Annotated in this window: 17 protein-coding genes; 4 read left to right on the top strand and 13 right to left on the bottom strand. The window is 59.4% G+C overall.

Going from position 1 to position 16,514, the window contains the following annotated elements; all coding sequences use genetic code 11:
- Positions 1-122 precede the first annotated feature (122 nt).
- Positions 123-1,034 carry a LysR family transcriptional regulator gene (locus tag AAAB35_RS19900; protein ID WP_340670005.1) on the bottom strand — a complete coding sequence of 304 codons (912 nt, stop codon included), beginning with the start codon at positions 1,032-1,034 and terminating at the stop codon, positions 123-125.
- A 106-nt stretch (positions 1,035-1,140) separates the two neighbouring features.
- Between AAAB35_RS19900 and AAAB35_RS19895 the strand changes: the two genes are divergently transcribed.
- Positions 1,141-1,767 (top strand): pyridoxamine 5'-phosphate oxidase family protein, encoded by a 627-nt coding sequence (locus tag AAAB35_RS19895; RefSeq protein ID WP_340670004.1) that lies wholly within the window; start codon positions 1,141-1,143, stop codon positions 1,765-1,767.
- A 414-nt stretch (positions 1,768-2,181) separates the two neighbouring features.
- Here the strand turns inward: AAAB35_RS19895 and AAAB35_RS19890 are convergent, their stop codons facing one another.
- Positions 2,182-2,496: a hypothetical protein gene (locus AAAB35_RS19890; RefSeq protein WP_340670009.1), complete on the bottom strand. Its 315-nt coding sequence runs from the start codon at positions 2,494-2,496 to the stop codon at positions 2,182-2,184.
- Here AAAB35_RS19890 and AAAB35_RS19885 point away from each other — a divergent pair.
- Positions 2,405-4,768, top strand: coding sequence for a DNA translocase FtsK (locus tag AAAB35_RS19885; RefSeq protein WP_340670008.1), 2,364 nt, complete (start codon positions 2,405-2,407; stop codon positions 4,766-4,768). The genes AAAB35_RS19890 and AAAB35_RS19885 overlap by 92 nt on opposite strands.
- A gap of 67 nt (positions 4,769-4,835) precedes the next feature.
- Here AAAB35_RS19885 and AAAB35_RS19880 read toward each other — a convergent pair whose 3' ends face one another.
- The 6 genes from AAAB35_RS19880 to AAAB35_RS19855 form a co-directional block, all read right to left on the bottom strand.
- Positions 4,836-5,849, bottom strand: coding sequence for a Tim44 domain-containing protein (locus tag AAAB35_RS19880; protein WP_340670003.1), 1,014 nt, complete (start codon positions 5,847-5,849; stop codon positions 4,836-4,838).
- A 545-nt stretch (positions 5,850-6,394) separates the two neighbouring features.
- Positions 6,395-6,709: a phospholipid-binding protein gene (locus AAAB35_RS19875; RefSeq protein ID WP_340670007.1), complete on the bottom strand. Its 315-nt coding sequence runs from the start codon at positions 6,707-6,709 to the stop codon at positions 6,395-6,397.
- Between the two features lie 87 nt (positions 6,710-6,796).
- Positions 6,797-7,570: a molybdopterin-binding protein gene (locus AAAB35_RS19870; protein ID WP_340670002.1), complete on the bottom strand. Its 774-nt coding sequence runs from the start codon at positions 7,568-7,570 to the stop codon at positions 6,797-6,799.
- Positions 7,567-8,433 (bottom strand): cytochrome b/b6 domain-containing protein, encoded by an 867-nt coding sequence (locus tag AAAB35_RS19865; protein WP_340670001.1) that lies wholly within the window; start codon positions 8,431-8,433, stop codon positions 7,567-7,569. Before AAAB35_RS19865 ends, AAAB35_RS19870 begins: the two co-directional genes overlap by 4 nt.
- A gap of 74 nt (positions 8,434-8,507) precedes the next feature.
- Positions 8,508-8,783, bottom strand: a complete 276-nt coding sequence (locus tag AAAB35_RS19860; RefSeq protein WP_340670000.1) for a pentapeptide MXKDX repeat protein — start codon at positions 8,781-8,783, stop codon at positions 8,508-8,510.
- A gap of 105 nt (positions 8,784-8,888) precedes the next feature.
- Entirely contained in the window at positions 8,889-9,608 is a 720-nt protein-coding gene (locus AAAB35_RS19855) for a DUF1223 domain-containing protein (protein WP_340669999.1), read from the bottom strand.
- 193 nt (positions 9,609-9,801) lie between these two features.
- Here AAAB35_RS19855 and AAAB35_RS19850 point away from each other — a divergent pair, with 193 nt between their 5' ends.
- Both AAAB35_RS19850 and AAAB35_RS19845 read left to right on the top strand, forming a co-directional pair.
- Positions 9,802-10,365 carry a sigma-70 family RNA polymerase sigma factor gene (locus AAAB35_RS19850; protein ID WP_340669998.1) on the top strand — a complete coding sequence of 188 codons (564 nt, stop codon included), beginning with the start codon at positions 9,802-9,804 and terminating at the stop codon, positions 10,363-10,365.
- Positions 10,352-10,993: a DUF1109 domain-containing protein gene (locus tag AAAB35_RS19845; RefSeq protein ID WP_340669997.1), complete on the top strand. Its 642-nt coding sequence runs from the start codon at positions 10,352-10,354 to the stop codon at positions 10,991-10,993. The genes AAAB35_RS19850 and AAAB35_RS19845 overlap by 14 nt, the downstream gene beginning before the upstream one ends.
- Before the next feature lie 172 nt (positions 10,994-11,165).
- On the opposite strand, the gene iolB is transcribed toward AAAB35_RS19845, so the two are convergent.
- From iolB to AAAB35_RS19820, 5 genes are all read right to left on the bottom strand, one after another.
- Positions 11,166-11,963, bottom strand: a complete 798-nt coding sequence (gene iolB / locus AAAB35_RS19840) for a 5-deoxy-glucuronate isomerase (protein ID WP_340669996.1) — start codon at positions 11,961-11,963, stop codon at positions 11,166-11,168.
- A 3-nt stretch (positions 11,964-11,966) separates the two neighbouring features.
- On the bottom strand, positions 11,967-12,176 hold the full coding sequence (locus tag AAAB35_RS19835) for a DUF3329 domain-containing protein (RefSeq protein ID WP_340670006.1): 210 nt from the start codon (positions 12,174-12,176) through the stop codon (positions 11,967-11,969).
- Positions 12,176-13,060 (bottom strand): myo-inosose-2 dehydratase, encoded by an 885-nt coding sequence (gene iolE, locus AAAB35_RS19830; RefSeq protein WP_340669995.1) that lies wholly within the window; start codon positions 13,058-13,060, stop codon positions 12,176-12,178. The genes AAAB35_RS19835 and iolE overlap by 1 nt, the downstream gene beginning before the upstream one ends.
- Before the next feature lie 93 nt (positions 13,061-13,153).
- Positions 13,154-15,004, bottom strand: coding sequence for a 3D-(3,5/4)-trihydroxycyclohexane-1,2-dione acylhydrolase (decyclizing) (gene iolD / locus AAAB35_RS19825; protein WP_340669994.1), 1,851 nt, complete (start codon positions 15,002-15,004; stop codon positions 13,154-13,156).
- Between the two features lie 122 nt (positions 15,005-15,126).
- The coding region (locus AAAB35_RS19820) for a PfkB family carbohydrate kinase (protein ID WP_340669993.1) at positions 15,127-16,514 on the bottom strand (1,388 nt) is incomplete at its 5' end.

Below are 16,514 nucleotides of genomic sequence, written 5' to 3'. Positions count from 1 at the left end.
CTCCGTTCACACCATCAGTGTGAGGGACGACCGCCGTCTTACCAAGCAAACCGCGAGCGCAGCGCGCCGCTCAAAATCGCCGTAGTGAAGTGAGCAGTTGGCCTGGCAGCCCGTTACCCCATCTAGGCGGTCGCAGGCAACCCCGCTAACCCTTCCCGCAGCTTCGGCACCGCAAAATCCAGGAATGCCCTGAGCTTCGCAGTTACAGGCCCTTGCGAGATGTAGACCGCGCTGACCGGCCATGGCAGTGGTTCAAAGGCTTCGAGAAGTATTTTCAGTTTGCCTGCAGCGATGGCGCTTGCCGCCTGATAGGAGAGCAGGCGCGTGATGCCAAGTTCCGCCACTGCGGCGTCAGTTGCGGCTTCAGCGGTCGTCACGCTCAGCCGGGATTGTACCGGTATGACGACGTCATGCTTGCCTTCGACGAATGTCCAGAGTCGTGGCGAAGCGAAGCCCTCGAAAGTGATGCAGTCATGGCCGGCAAGGTCTTCCGGCCGCATCGGCGTGCCGCGCACGGCAAGGTAGGCCGGACTGGCATAGGTCGCCCGCCTGATAGTGCCAACCTTCGTCGCGACAAGATTGCTGTCCGGCAAGTTGCCGATACGGATGGCAAGATCAATATGGTCCTCGACGAGATTGACCTGGCGATCGCTAAGGCTGAGGCGCAAACGGATCTCGGGATAGGCTTTCAAGAACGCGATCACCACCGGCAGCACGTGCAGGCGGCCGAACACGATCGGCGCCGTGACCGTGAGATCGCCTTTCGGCGCCACATATTCACCTGAGGCCATCCGCTCCGCTTCTTCGACTTGTTGCAGAATGGCCCGACTCGCCTCCACATAGGCGCGGCCAGCATCAGTCAACTCCAGATGGCGGCTCGAACGGATGAGAAGTCGGGTATCGAGGTGCGCCTCGAGGTCAGCAACTTTCCGGCTCACGGTCGCAAGCGGCATGCGCAACTGCCGCGACGCGGCAGAAAGGCTGCCAGCCTCCACAGCAGCAAGGAGGACGGCCATTGCATCGAGACGGTCCATATTTCCTTCCATTATTCGAGAGGATAGCTCCTGAAATTCCTTCTACAGCGATATTATGAAAGTTACTATATCTGGGTTCGTGGTAAACGTGCGAGGATCCAGCAAAATGTCGTCCGCTCCGGCCTATTCCAGCGATGTCGCCTTCACACCGACGGTCAAGTCGATCCAGGCGCGCAAAGGCTCTCGGGAGGGCTATTCCAGCATGGAGGAACGGGGTTCCTGGCGGACACGCATTACGCCCGACCTTGCGGCGTTCATCGAGAGCCAGACCAGTGTTTTCCTTGCCACCGCCAACGCCCAGGGTCAGCCCTACATACAGCATCGCGGCGGTCCGCCCGGTTTTATGCATGTGGTCGATGACCACACGGTCGCCTTCGCTGACTTTGCTGGCAACCGGCAATACATCACCCAAGGCAACCTTGCAGAAAACCCCAAGGCGTATCTCTTTCTCATCGATTACCGCACACGGCAGCGCGTCAAATTGTGGGGCGAGGCACAGGTCATCGAAGACGATCCAGAACGCACGGCAAAGCTCATGCCGCAGAATTATCGGGCCCGTCCGGAGCAGGTGATCGTCTTCAAGGTTTCGGCCTGGGACACCAACTGCCCGCAGCATATTCCGCTGCGATTCGAGGCCGCCGAGGTCGAGGCCATCGTCGCCGTACGTGACCAGAGGATCAAGGAACTCGAGGCTGAAGTGGCGCGCCTGCGCGCAGCTCAGCCTTCGCGCTGAACCGGGCTACTTTTTGCGCTTGCGATTCTGCGGCGGCGATTTGTCTGCGAACAGACCGCCTTCCGACCTGTCCATTCCAGAATTTTCGTCTCCGACCGGCTCGGCCCGGCTCTTCACCACGGGCTCGGCCTTGCCAGCGTTCACATCCGAGCTGTTTATGTTTTGGTCCTTTAAAGCGAATTTGATGGCCATGGCCAAATGCCTTTCAAAAAAGGGATTGGAGTTAATGCTCGCAATATCGCGCCCTGGCGTAACCCCTAGCATGAAAATCGCCTTCGTCCCCTAAATATTCGAGCAGGACTCACCTGTTGTTGCCGTCCTGCCACGGAAGTTAAATAGCCAGCCTCAGCCTTGCAAAAGTAGCGACTTGTTAACCTTGGTTTTCTATTCAAATGGGGAGCCCATCGGGTAACATCACACCATTCCGTTTGCAGGCATCATGCGTATCCCCAGAACAAATTTTCCAGTTAAAACAAACGAATACGAGTTCGAGACCGAAACGGGGGAGGCACCGAATCGCCCGTCACCGTCGCAGGTGACTGCACCGGCCACGCCGCCTTTGCCGACGCCGCCGTTGATGGCGAAAATCCCCACGCCCATTGGCGCGCAATATGAGCCGGTCACGGTCCGCCGAACGATCACGCCGGCCGCGCCGGCAAGGCCTGTCTCGCCTGTTGTACAACCACGGCGAATGAACCCGATGAACGCGGACGATCCCTCTTTGCCCATCTCAAAGCGAATGTTTTCGCTTTCCGAGAACGTCCGCTTTACGCGCACGCCGGACAGCGAACTCCTGAAAGGCAAGCCGCTCCCGGAGATCAAGCCAGCACCAAGGCCGGCTGCCTCAACGCCAAGGCCGGCACCGGCCAGCAATTCGCTCCCGATTGCGCCTGTCGTACCCAAAGCGCCGAGTGTATCGCCAGCGCCACAGCGTGCGCCCGCCCCCGTTCGGGCAGACGTCGCCTTTGAACGCGCCGACAGGGCTGCAGGCAGTTCGCCGCTATCTTATGTGTCGGACTTTGCCTTCTTCGATGCGATGGAGATCGCCCTCAACAACCTACCGGTGATTACCGCCCCGCCCCGCCCGAGCTCGAAGCCGAAATTCAACCCGGACGAGATCACCGCCCGGTTTCGCGTCGTCGAATGGAAGGCAACAGGCACTCATCTGGCACCGAAACCTCACCTTCTCGCACCGCCGCTCGACGCGGAGCCAGTAGACGAACAGGCGAATGTGCCTATCCCTGCGGTTCTGGATCCGGTCGAGCCTGAACTATTGGTTGAGGAGGTGACCACGCCGACGGAAGTCGAGGTCGAAACGGACCCGATCCAAATCGTCATCGAAGCGGTCGAGGTACCAAAGCGCCGCGAGATCGCCAAGGCGGCACGACCCCTCGCGCAGCGCCAGTTCACGATTGCGCCGGCGGCGGAGCGGGCAATTCATGCCTCTCACATGGGCGGCTACGAAAAGCCGCCGGTAACGCTTCTGCAGGAAGCGGTCACTCAGGATACAGTTACGATCTCGCAGGAAACGCTGGAGCAGAATGCTGGCCTCCTCGAAAGCGTGCTGGAGGATTTCGGGGTGCGCGGCGAGATCATTCACGTACGGCCCGGTCCGGTTGTCACGCTCTATGAGTTCGAGCCAGCGCCCGGCGTTAAATCATCCCGCGTCATCAACCTTGCTGACGATATAGCGCGGTCAATGTCGGCCCTTTCGGCACGCGTCGCCGTGGTTCCGGGACGCAATGTGATCGGCATCGAACTGCCGAATGCGACGCGCGAGACGGTCTACTTGCGCGAGATGGTTGCCTCGGACAACTTCGATAAGACCAAATTCAAGCTCGCTCTCTGCCTCGGCAAGACCATCGGCGGCGAGCCGGTAATCGCCGAGCTAGCCAAGATGCCGCATTTGCTCGTCGCCGGTACAACAGGCTCGGGCAAATCCGTCGCCATCAACACCATGATCCTTTCATTGCTCTACCGACTGACGCCGGACGAGTGCCGGCTGATCATGGTCGATCCGAAAATGCTCGAATTGTCGATCTACGATGGCATCCCCCATCTGCTGACCCCGGTCGTCACTGATCCGAAAAAGGCGGTCATGGCGCTGAAGTGGGCGGTGCGCGAGATGGAAGACCGCTACCGCAAGATGTCGAAACTCGGCGTGCGCAACATCGACGGCTTCAATGCCCGGGTGACGAGTGCCGCCGAAAAGGGCGAAACCGTCATGTGCACGGTCCAGACCGGCTTCGACAAGGGCACGGGCGAGCCCATCTACGAGCAGGAGGCTCTGGATCTGAAGCCGATGCCGTTCATCGTCATCATCGTCGACGAGATGGCCGACCTGATGATGGTAGCCGGCAAGGACATCGAAGGCGCCATCCAGCGCCTGGCGCAGATGGCACGCGCCGCAGGCATCCATCTCATCATGGCGACACAGCGCCCCTCGGTCGATGTCATTACCGGCACCATCAAGGCGAATTTCCCGACCCGCATCTCCTTCCAGGTCACGTCGAAAATCGACAGCCGAACGATCCTTGGCGAACAGGGAGCGGAACAGCTCCTTGGCCAGGGTGACATGCTGCACATGATCGGCGGCGGGCGCATCTCCCGTGTCCATGGCCCGTTTGTTTCCGATGAAGAGGTTGAAAAAATCGTCGCGCACCTGAAGGCGCAAGGCCAGCCCGATTACCTCGATACGGTGACGGCGGATGAGAGCGAAGAGGACGACGCCGAAACCGAAGACAGTGCCGTCTTCGACAAGAGCGCCATGGCCGCGGAAGATGGCAACGAACTCTACGACCAGGCTGTCAAGGTGATCCTGCGCGACAAGAAGTGTTCGACCTCCTATATCCAGCGCAGGCTCGGCATCGGCTATAACCGCGCTGCCTCACTGGTCGAGCGGATGGAAAAGGAAGGACTGGTCGGACCCGCCAACCACGTCGGCAAGCGAGAGATCCTGCATGGCCGCAGGGACAGCGCCGCCATCGACGACGTGGACTAGAGTTTCACGTCAAATGTGAAAAGGCCGGCGCCAGTCGGCGCGGCCCTTTTCGTTTGGGGGATCAGATTCAGGCGGCGTCCTGGATCGCTGAAAGCTTCCAGTCGGAATTGGGCTTGCGCACGAAGGTCCACACTTCCGTCGTCTGGCTCGGGTCCTTTTCGTCGCCGTTGACCACGCGGCCGGTTTCGCGGTCGACCATCGAATCGATGCTCGAATAATGCATGGCGGTCGTCGCATATTCCGTATCGCCTTCGGCCCACGCCTCGGCAATATCGGCTTGCAGAAGCTTTACATCGGAAACGCTGTTGCGCAGGCCGTCAGTGGCGTTTTGACCGAGCTCTTCGGCGAGATAGGACATGGCCTCCGGCGTCGTCAACTTGCGCAAGGTTGCGTAGTCTTCCTTGCCATAGGCGGTCTGCACCTCTGTCAGGAGCTGTTCAAAACGATCAAGATCATCCTGCTTCAGGCCTATCTCGTCGCTGCCCTGCCCCGCAGTGTGACTGGACGCGTTGTTATAGCTGGCATTGCTGCCCTGGCCGGAGCCAGAGCCGATCGTCGGAATTCTGAAAGACGCGCCTGACGGTGCATTGCTGCCGGCGCTCCTGCCGAAAGCGGGTCCACCGGCAGGAGCCATGGTCGCCTGCCGCGACCGGAAGAAGCGCATGGCCAGCATGACCACGCCAATGATCAGGCCGATCTGCAGCAACATGCCGAGAAAGCCTGCGGCGCCACCGAAGCCATGACCAAGCAGCGTGCCGATCAAGCCGCCGACCAGCAGTCCGCCGATCAGGGAGCGGCCCATGCCGCCAAATAGACCCGGGCGCTGCTGCTGGCCGAGTTGCGGCTGCGCGGCCGAGGGCTGCGCCGTCTCCGGCTTCGGGCTCATTGTACGCTCGATCGGCGCTGCCGGTGCGGGAGCGGTCCTTGTCGGCGCCGGCGCCTGAAATGTCCGCGCACCTCGGCTACCGAACCCGCCGCCTCCGCGCCGGGCGTCGGCGTCATGCACAACGCTGAACGATACCGCCATGCCCAAGGCAAGGATAGCGGCAATCCGGCTGAAGCGGTTAAGAACGGGTAGCATGCAACAGTCTCCTCAATCATGTCACGAAACATCTGTATCGCGCATATGGTGAAAGAGGCCGGGCATTTGAAGGATAGGATTGCAAGTTTTTCGCGCGGCCGTCGCCGCTGTCACGTCTTACCTCCTTCGTCCTCCGGCTCGACCCAAGGATCCGTTTCTTCTTGTTGGGCGGTGGAGTGGAACCTCTGGGTCGGGCCCGGGATGACGCAGAAACAGCGCGTTAATAATGGCCGTCTCGCACTCCGTCGCATTCTTGCCACATCCCCCGGTAGTTTGGATCCCTGCTGCCGCGATGCCGCTGCATCATAGGGGAATGGGGTCGTTCTCAGCCGCTCGCCAACGTTGTCGATAAGGTCGGCTGTGGGACATGAATCTCCAAGTGAGGACCGGGGTTTTGGTTCATCAATGCATTGTAATTCTTGTACTATTGATATTTTTCGCATTGTTGGGAGCACTCGCGCTTTTTTCGAACAACAACGGATCCCTGCGGCAAACGCCCCCAACGTCAGTTGAATCACCGCTATAGCTGTTATTCTTTCCGAGAATTATTTTTCGGGAAACTTGCGTGATGCCTTCGCAGTAGCAAGAGTTTTTCCACTGGCATCCAGTGCTTTCACAGTAAAGACATATGTATGGGCTCCCTGAGGCGGGCAGGGTCCCTGATACTTGAAAGCGCCGTACGGGAGAGAAGCTTGGCCGCTGAAATGTAACCTACCTCCACCGTGCGCGTAGTCTGAGTTGCGATCGCTCATCCGAATATCGAGGTCCGCGGTTCCAGCCGGAACATTCCGGATCTGGATCGGCGGGGATTTGGGGTCGAAGCACTTTTTCGTCGGACCCCATTCGAATGCAACGTTCATGTCCGCATATGCGCCCGTCGCCATCCCAGCGAGTAATGCAATTCCTAATAATGTTCGGATCAAAATTCTTCCTTTCAAAAAGCCATACTAAATACCGGCATACCATTCGTAACCGCGGTCTTCCCAAAAGCCACCCTTCCCGCCCCAGAGTCCCTTGAAACTGTCGGTAAGCTCGATCCGCATGACATATTTGGCATGCTTGTAGCCGAGCTGCCGTTCGACGCGCAGGCGCAGCGGCGCGCCATGCGCCACCTCTAGGTCCTTGCCATTCATGGCGTAAGCGAGGATCGTCTGTGGGTGCCAGGCATCGACAAGATCGATGCTCTCGTAATATTTGCCACTCCCATCCAGTGTCTGCTCCAGCTCATCCGCGCAATAGAACACAGCGTAGCGCGCGCCGGGAGCCAGTCCCGCTTTCTCGAGGACGAGACCGAGCGGGACACCGGTCCACTTGCCGATGGCGCTCCAGCCTTCGACGCAATCGTGCCGGGTGATTTGCGTACGCGATGGCATTGCCTTCAGATCGGCCAGCGAGAGTTCCAAGGGCCGCAGCACCATGCCGTTCACGACCAGCTTCCAATCGGCAAAGTTGCTTTCACTGAGCCGCGCATACTCTTCGCTACCTGGCTCCGAAGTACCGTTGGCCTTGAAGACCGGCGAAAGGTCTGCTTCGCTGAACTCGCGTGCCAGCGGCTGGTGCGCCATCAAGAGGCGCTGGGCCCCCATGGTGAGCGATTCCGCCTTCTGCAGGATGTCATTCACGGTCGTGCTTTCGACAAGCGCATCGCACCCCGTCAAAAGCCCTGTCGCCGCAACGCTGGAACCGATGAGGAAGCGACGGCGGGTCAGGTCGATACTCATTTCGACGTTTCCTTTCCAGGCTCGATCCTCAGCGCGTAGTAGCCGGTGATCATCGAGCGCAAATTGTTCCAGACGCCTGAGACCAGCACCATCACGATATGCACGATGACGAAGGCAACGATGAGCGAGGCGGTGATGAAATGGATTGTCCTCGCGGACTGCCTGCCACCAAAGACGTCGAGCAGCCAGGGGAAGATCGCGTTAAAGCCCGGCGACATGGTAAGTCCGGTGAGCACCATAAGCGGCAGCAAGACGAATATCACCGCGACATAGGCAAGTTTCTGCAGGGCATTGTAATGGCGGGCCTGTTCCCCTTTCGGGAAGCGCAGCCGTGCGTGTTCGGCGACCTCATGAGCAAGATGGCTTGGCGTCAACTCACCCTTTGCCGGTGCAAGATCGCGGCGGAAATGGCCTGCGATGAGGCCGTAGGCAAGATAGACAAGGCCGTTGATGACGAAGAACCAGGCAAAGAAGAAATGCCAACGCCGGCCGGTTGCAAGGTCCTGATAGCTAGGAATCGTGATCCATGAAGGGAAGGCGCGCGGCGCGAGCTCGCCGTCCACAGTCGATGCGCCGAGCACGCCCGTCGTGGGAAGCGAGAGCGGCCCGATGCGGGTAATTCCCCTGATCGTGTCGCCATCCTCGACAGCACCGATGGATATGAACGATGGATCGGGTCTGGCGTCTGCGCCGTACTGCCCCCAGTAGAGTTCCGGATGAGCATTGAAGATTTGCAGGCCGCTCATCAAGAGGAAGCTGAGGCACAGGACATTCAGCCAATGCGTAATTCGCACAAGGGCGGAGTGCCGATAGAACAACACCTTTTTCGGCTTCGCCGTTCCGGATTCTGCGATGCTTGTCATAGGGGCCTCCACTGACGGAGCAAAATGCGGTTGTGCGTGGTGACCTGTCGAACCACGCACAACCTCTAGTAATCTTATTTCTTCTTGGGGGCCATCGTGCCCATGGCGTCCGATGTGCCGCTCTTCTTCATCGTGTCGGATTTCATTGTATCCTTTTTCATTGCCATCGAGTCGCATTCCTTCATCATGGCGTCCATCTTCATGGCGTCCTTTTCCATGCCGACGTGCTTCATGCAGTCGGATTTGCTCATCGGCTTCATCGGATCCATGGCAAATGCCACATTTGTTCCGGCAAGGCCTGCGGCCGCAACGAAAGCCGAGAGGGCAATGCGGCGTGCTAGAATGTTCATGGGTGTTCTCCTTTGGTTTGGAATAGACACGGTCGAACGTGCTTTAAGTTTCGGATACCATCCGGCATCCATGCATCCCGGTCGTTTGCCAGGAATCTCTGTTCGCTATTTTGTAACAGCCGCCAGAATCGGCCCGCCATTCGGCTCCTGCACGAGAATTGCCGAGCTCAGGCCTATCTTTACTGGCGGGAGGTCGATCTTTGTGGCCCCGCCTCTCCAGCTACCGACGTTGGTCAGGCTGTGCACGACATCCTTGTGCGGCAGGGTGCGCCCGGTGTTCTCGCCGCGTTTTACCGGAACATTGACGACCCGCCTGTCGTAAGTGATGAACCAGATGTCAGCGCCGTCCTTCGGCGCGCGACCCGCGCCAACCGTCACAGAACGATCCGCCAGTTCCAGCGCCGGAGCATCGTCATGGAACTGGGCTGCGATAATGCCCTCCACTTCTGAAATCCGGTTGCCCACCGCATCTGCGCGGCCATTGATCACCATCTGAGGTGTGAACGGCCCGTCGCGCCCGAGCGGGGTCTCATACGTTTCCTGGCGCGCTGTGAATTCCGCTTGGCCGAACGTATCTTTCCAGCCGAGGCGATCCCAATAGGTGACGCTGAAACTTAGCGCGAGGACGTTCGGGCGTTTGCTGAGCTCAATGAGATTAGCATTCGCCGGCGGACAGGAAGAATATCCCTGGCTGGTGAAGAGCTCGACCACCGTTAGCGGCTTCGCTTCACCGGCTGCTGCCATATTGTTGCCCCATGCGAGAAAACTTGCAGCAGCGCCTATCGCCAATGCAAAAAACCCCGCGCGGTTCCCTTGTACACCCATGCTAACCTCCTCGCGTTGTCGGCGGCCGGGCTTGCCACCGACTATGTGAGGCAATTCGCGACGAGACAGGGTTCGGTTACAAGGATCACGCATTGGTGATCATTCTTCGGTGGAATTCGGCACAGGCCATTGACGCGCTTGCGGCTTCGCTCTCATCTGTAACCTTTTCGCCGTACCTGCGAATAAGGAACGAATGGCAGTGCTGTCGCTCGAAACGCGATTGAAGGAACTCATGCTCGCCAGCCTTGCCGGTGATGCGCGCAGCTATGGTGTTCTGCTCAAAGAAGTGGCGAGTCACCTGCGCTTCTATTTTCTGCGACGGCTGTCTGATGCGCACAAGGGCGATGCGGATGATCTAGTGCAGGAGACGCTGATGGCGCTGCACACGCGGCGGGCAACATATGAGGTCGACCGGCCCTTTACGGCCTGGCTGCATGCGATTGCGCGTTACAAGCTGATCGATCATTTCAGGCGCAACCGCATCAGGGCGACGGTGCCACTCGACGATGTGGAGGATCTGTTCGCACAGGATACGTCTGCTGCCGCGGGCGACCGCATGGACGTTGAGCGACTGCTCGATGCAGCGCCGAAGAGGGCGCGCGACCTGATCTACCGCACGAAGATCGAGGGACAGTCCATTGCTGAGGTCGCGGAGAGCACTGGTCTGACCGAAACCACGGTGAAGGTCAGCATACACAGAGGGATAAAGGCCATAGCGACGAAGCTAAGAGGACGTGCCGCAAATGACGACAAATGACCTGATTGCGCGTCTGACGGGTGAATTGAAGCCGGTATCGCCCACGGCCGTCATTGGCCGCGTGGTGGCTGGCCTCGGGCTTGGGCTCTTCGCCTCTGCGCTGCTCATGTATCTATGGCTTGGCTTGCGACCCGACATGGCTGCAGCTGCGGGTACCATGCCGTTCTGGATCAAATTCGCCTATACGCTTGCGCTCGCTTGCGCGGGGGTATGGGCGGTCAAACGCATCGCGCACCCGCTCGGCAGCATCCGCATCAATGTCGCCCTGATCGCTGGCGCGATCGTCGTAATCAGCTTTCTCGCCTTTGCGCAACTCGCTGTTACGCCGCCGGAGAGATACATGGCGATGATGAAGGGGCGTACGATCAGCGTATGCACATTCAACATCGTCATGCTCTCGCTGCCGCTGCTGATTGCTGCATTCTGGGTGCTGCGCGGTCTCGCTCCGACACGACTGACAGTGGCAGGCGCCGCCGCCGGCCTTGCGGCGGGAGCGATCGCCTCATTCGTCTATTCATTCCATTGCGATGAAAGCGGGATGCCCTTTGTCGCCGTCTGGTATACGCTCGGTGTTATGGTAACCGGCCTCATCGGCGCTATCGTCGGACGCTACGTATTGCGCTGGTGATGGAGTTATGGTGCCTTTAGGCGTCGGATCCTAGCTCCTCGGGTCAAGCCTGAGGATGACCGAAAGGCGAGTGATCCATCGGCTCAGTGAGCCGCCCTCTCCGCACGATAATATATCCCGCCCCCTATCACCATTATCCTCTGGCGTGACCGGTGGATTCACAGCGTAACGGCTAAGCCTTCATCAACCACTCGTGCTCGGCGGCGTTATGGAACTTCCAGGTGCGCTTCGGACCGGCCATGACGTTGAGATAGTAGAGATCGTAGCCGTGGCAGGCAGCGCAGGGGTGGTAACCCTTCGGTACCATCACAACGTCGCCGTCCTCGATCGCCATGGCTTCGTCGAGCGAACGGTCATCCGTATAGACGCGCTGGAAACCGAAACCCTGCGGCGGGTTGAAGCGATGGTAGTAGGTCTCTTCCAGATAGGATTCGGCCGGCAGATTATCCTGGTCGTGCTTGTGCGGCGGATAACTCGACGTATGGCCGCCGGGGGTTATCACCTCCACGACCAGCAGCGAATCCGCCGGCTGATTTTCCGGCAGGATGTTGGTGACATAGCGCGTGTTGGTACCCTTGCCGCGCGTCTCCTGCCCAAGATCGTCCGGCGAGATCACCCGCATGGGCAGCCCGCCACCGAGGCTCGGCGCCGAGCACACCGCAAGCTCAAGGTCAGTGTCTGCCACAACCGACCACTCCGAGCCCTCCGGCAGATAGACAGACCAGGGTTTGCCTTCGAACGGCGACATCCGCGCGCCGAGCACTCCGAGATCCTCGCCGTTGGCGACGACCTTGCCCTTGCCGGTAACGAAGACAAGGCAGACTTCCTTGTCGCCTGTCATCCCGCTGACCGATTGGCCCTTTTCGAGCTTGTGCAAGTCGAAGCCTACATAGGTCCAGCCCGCGCTTTCCGGCGTTACGTGGGCGACACGGCCCTTCCCGCGCGCGGCCTTGAGCAATAGTTTCGACATGATCTACTCCTTCTTGTTCTCTAAGTCCGACGGTTCTGACGCATCGTAGATAATGAAGAATTGCCAGACGCCGTAGGCGGCAAATCCCAAGGCGATAACACCCCAGAACGGCGTGCCCGTTGCAAACTCGAAGATCGCCCAGGCAAAACAGAAGGCAACCACGGCGATGCGGCGCCATAGCGGACGGAAAAACGGGTGGTTCGAATCCTTGATCAAGCGAGACCTGCTTCCTTGATGAAGCGGCTAAGATTGGCATGGCCGAGCTTCGAATAAACGGCCGGATCGGCCTTCTTCGGATCCTGCTCGGCTTCGACCACGACCCAACCACTATAGCCCTTGAGTTCCCTCAGGACGCGAACATAGTCGATCATGCCGTCGCCTGGAACAGTATAGACGCCAGCAAGGACGGAATCGAGGAATGACCAATCCTCACGGTTCGAGCGCCACATCACGTCCTCGCGAATATCCTTGCAATGGACATGGCTGATACGCGCCTTGTAATGGCGAGCGAGCCGGGCCGGATCGGCGCCGCCCCAGGTAGCGTGGCCGGTGTCGAGCAAAAGGTGGACAGCTGCACCGGTCATTTCCATGAACCGGTCGATCTCCGATCCCGCCTGTACCACCGTTCCCATATGGTGATGATACACGAGTTGCAGGCCGTAAGTCTGCTTGATAGCCTCGGCAAAGCGCGTATAGCGCTCGCCGAACACGGTCCAGGCAGCCTTCTGCAGGACAGGTCGGGCTGAGAGCGGCAGGTCCTTGTCGGAATGAATTGCATTCGAGGTCTCGGCAGCGATCAGAACGGAGCAGCCCATCTCCTTGAGCAAGGTCGCATGGCCTTTTGCCGCCTCGAGTTCGGCATCAACGTCGCGCGTCAAAAGCTCGGTCGAATACCAGCCGCTGACGAGGCTATGGCCGTAGGATTCGAGAATAGGCCGCAGCTTGTCGGCGGTGCGTGGAAACTTGTTGCCAAGTTCCATGCCGATGAAACCGGCCGCCTGCGCCTGTTCGAGACAGGTCGCAAGCGATATGTCGCCGCCGATCTCCAGCATATCGTCGTTGGACCAGCCGATTGGGTTCGCCCCGATGCGGATCATTTTGTTCTTCCTTCAATGGCTATGTGCGTTGGATAAAAGGATCGTAGTAACCTACCCCCCCTCTGCCAGAGGGGGAAACTCCCCACGACCTGATCAATCACCAACCCGTTGCAATTTCTGTTTCTCTTCATAGTTCTTCCGCGCGTCGTTGACCTGGCTGCGTGGACTGACCTCAGGCACGGCGACATCCCACCAGAAACCACCCTCCTCGGTCGAGATAAGCGGATCCGTGTCGATGACGACGACGGTCGTACGGTCGTTCTGCTTGGCCCGGGCAAGCGCACCCTCAAGTTCGGCGATGGAGGCGACTTTCTCGGCAATCGCGCCGAGGCTACGCGCATGCGCGGCAAAGTCGATGTCGGGCAGAACCTCGTGCTTCGTATCCCTCAGGAGGTTGTTGAAGTTGGCACCCCCGGTGCCCATCTGCAGCCGGTTGATGCAACCATAACCGCGATTGTCGAGCAGCACGATATTGATCTTGTGGCCAAGCATGACCGATGTCGCGATCTCGGAGTTCAGCATCAGGTAAGATCCGTCGCCGATCATCACCACGACTTCGTCATTAGGCCTGGCCATCTTCGCGCCGAGACCCCCGGCAATCTCGTACCCCATGCAGGAGAAACCGTATTCGGCGTGGTAGGAGCCCGGCGCTCCCGCCTGCCAGAGCTTGTGCATTTCGCCGGGCAATCCGCCTGCGGCGTGCAATACGGTAGCTTTGCTGCCCATGGCGCGCTGTACGGCGCCGATCACCTGCGCATCGGAAGGCAGTGACGCATTGGTCGGCCCGGTTACCTTGGCCGCTGCCCGCTGCCACTCCTCCTTGCCACTATAAGCCTTGTCGGTCCAATCCGCCGGGGCACGGTAGTCTTTTAGAGCCACACTGAGTTCGATCAGGCCTTCCTTCACGTCAGCGACCAGCGGCTGGGCCCGGTGTTTCGCAGCGTCGAACGGCTGGACATTCAGGCCGATGAAGGTTTTCAGCGAATTCTGGAAAAGTGCCCAGGAACCTGTCGTAAAGTCCTGAAGGCGCGTTCCAACAGCGAGGATGACATCGGCTTCCTGCGCAAGCCGGTTCGCGGCGGCAGTGCCGGTCACGCCGACGGCCGCCATGTTGAGAGGGTGCGCATCCGGCAACGAAGATTTTCCACCCTGCGTTTCGCACACGGGAATGCCGGCGGACTCGACGAACGTCGCCAGTTCGCTCGAGGCCTGCGAATAGATCACGCCGCCGCCGGCAATGATGAGCGGTTTCTTCGCCGATTTCAGTGTGGCGATCGCCGCGGCAAGCTCCTCACGATCGGGCCGCTGCCGGCGCTGCAACCACACGCGCTCCTCGAAAAAGCTCTCTGGATAGTCATAGGCTTCCGCCTGGACGTCCTGGCAGAGCGCTAGCGTGACAGGTCCGCATTCAGTGGGGTCGGTCAGCACAGCCATTGTGCGCGCCAGCGCCGGAATGATCTGCTCCGGGCGAGTGATCCGGTCGAAATAGCGTGATACCGGCCGGAAGCAATCATTGGCCGACACGGTTCCGTCACTGAAAGATTCCACTTGCTGGAGTACGGGGTCTGGAACCCGGTTGGCAAAGACATCTCCGGGGAGAAGCAGTAGCGGCAAGCGATTGACATGCGCCAGCGCCGCTGCGGTGACCATGTTGGTCGCGCCCGGTCCGACGGAGCTCGTAACTGCCATCATCCGCCGGCGGAAACTTGCCTTGGCAAACGCAATCGCCGCATGCGCCATCGCCTGCTCATTGTGGGCGCGATAGGTCGGCAATTCTTCTCTGACCTGATAAAGCGCCTCGCCCAGGCCCGCTACGTTACCGTGGCCAAAAATCGCCCAGACCCCGGCAAAGATCGGCATCTTCTTGTCATCGACCATTGTCATCTGGCGGCTGAGGAAGCGCGTCAGGGCCTGGGCCATTGTCAGCCGTATAGTCTTTGTCATGTCAGTCTCCTCCCGGGAAGTTTGCCATCCCGGCGCTGGCTTGAATTGGTGCGCGTCCAACCATCCCGCAAAGTGAGATGGGTCAGGCTCCGGCCCCAGTTTTTGTCATTCCAACACCAGTCCTATGCAGCTTGTCTGCTGCGGCTGGCAAGCCAGGCCTTGGTCAATTTTTCGAAACGGCCGGCCATGTCACCAATTGCGGCCTCATCCGAGATCCGGCCCGAGAGCCATTTCTCCGCTGCATCCATGAACAATGTCCGACCGACGGCAAAGCCCTTTACGATCGGCGCACCTGCGGTGGCAACGAATGCCGCTTCCAACTCATCATGCGGCGCCTCCAATCCGAGCAGCACGACGCCGCGGCACCATGGATCGTTCTTCTCGATTACCGCCTCGATTTTCTTCCAGGCGGCAGGCGATGCCTGCGGCTCGAGCTTCCACAAATCCGGCCTGATGCCGAGCGCGTAAAGCTCCTCGAGCGCCTGCGGGATAGTGTTGTCATCGACGCTGCCATGTTTGCCTGCAATGATTTCGATCAGTAGTTCACGGCCCACCTTGCGCGCGGCTTCAAAAAGCGAGCGCAGCTTTGCCTGTTGCTCTTCCTTCAGCGCAGTCGGGTCATCTGGGCGATAGAAACACAGGCATTTGATGCAATGATCGACGGGCCATTCCGCCAATTGCGAGCCGATGTCCTGGGAAAACTCGAAACGCAGCGGCCGCGAACCCGGCAATTCTACCGGACGGCCAAGCCAGTCGAAATTGTGGCGGGCGAACTCGAACATCGCCTCGCGGCCAAATTTCTCGTCGAGCAGCATACCGTAGCCGCTTCGCCCGTTCGCCACCTTGGCGGCGGCCTTCACCGCCAGTTCCTTGAAGGCATGGATCTTTTCTACATCCGCTCCGAGCTTTTTCACCAGATCCTCGAGCTGCACGCGGTGATCAATGGCGAATGCCATCATCGAGGGAATATCGCGGCGGCGGGTCGTTGCCCAATGGACGTGATTGATCGCCTCATCCTTGCGCAGCGCGCGGTGGCGGCTGCCGTGCTCGAGGAAAAACTGGAGTTCTTCGAACGTTGGAATTTCAGGTGCGCACAGCAGTCTCGACACCGCAAATGCGCCGCAGGCATTGGCCCAGGTTGCCGCGGTTGCGAGGGTTTCGCCGCCGAGCCAACCGCGCAGGAAACCCGACATGAAGGCATCGCCGGCGCCGAGAACATTAAATACCTCGATCGGGAATCCCTTGCCGACGATCCCATCTTCAAGGTCGTCTGAAATGGCTCCTTCGTAAACGATACAGCCCATCGGACCGCGCTTAAGGACGATCGTACCGCTCGAAAGGGCACGGATTGCCTTCAGGGCGCTCAGGAGATCAGCCTCGCCCGAGGCGATCAGTACTTCCTCTTCGGTTCCGACAATCAGATCGCAATCTGCAAGAACGGTCTTCAGATGGCTGGAAACCTTGTCGGAGGCAATGTAGCGGCTGTCGCCCGCACCATGCCCGGCAAGCC

Source organism: Phyllobacterium sp. (assembly GCF_037994425.1).
In the GTDB taxonomy this organism is placed as follows: Bacteria; Pseudomonadota; Alphaproteobacteria; order Rhizobiales; family Rhizobiaceae; genus Phyllobacterium.
The sequence above is the reverse complement of the archived record's forward strand: the minus strand, read 5'-3'. Positions and strand labels throughout refer to the sequence as shown.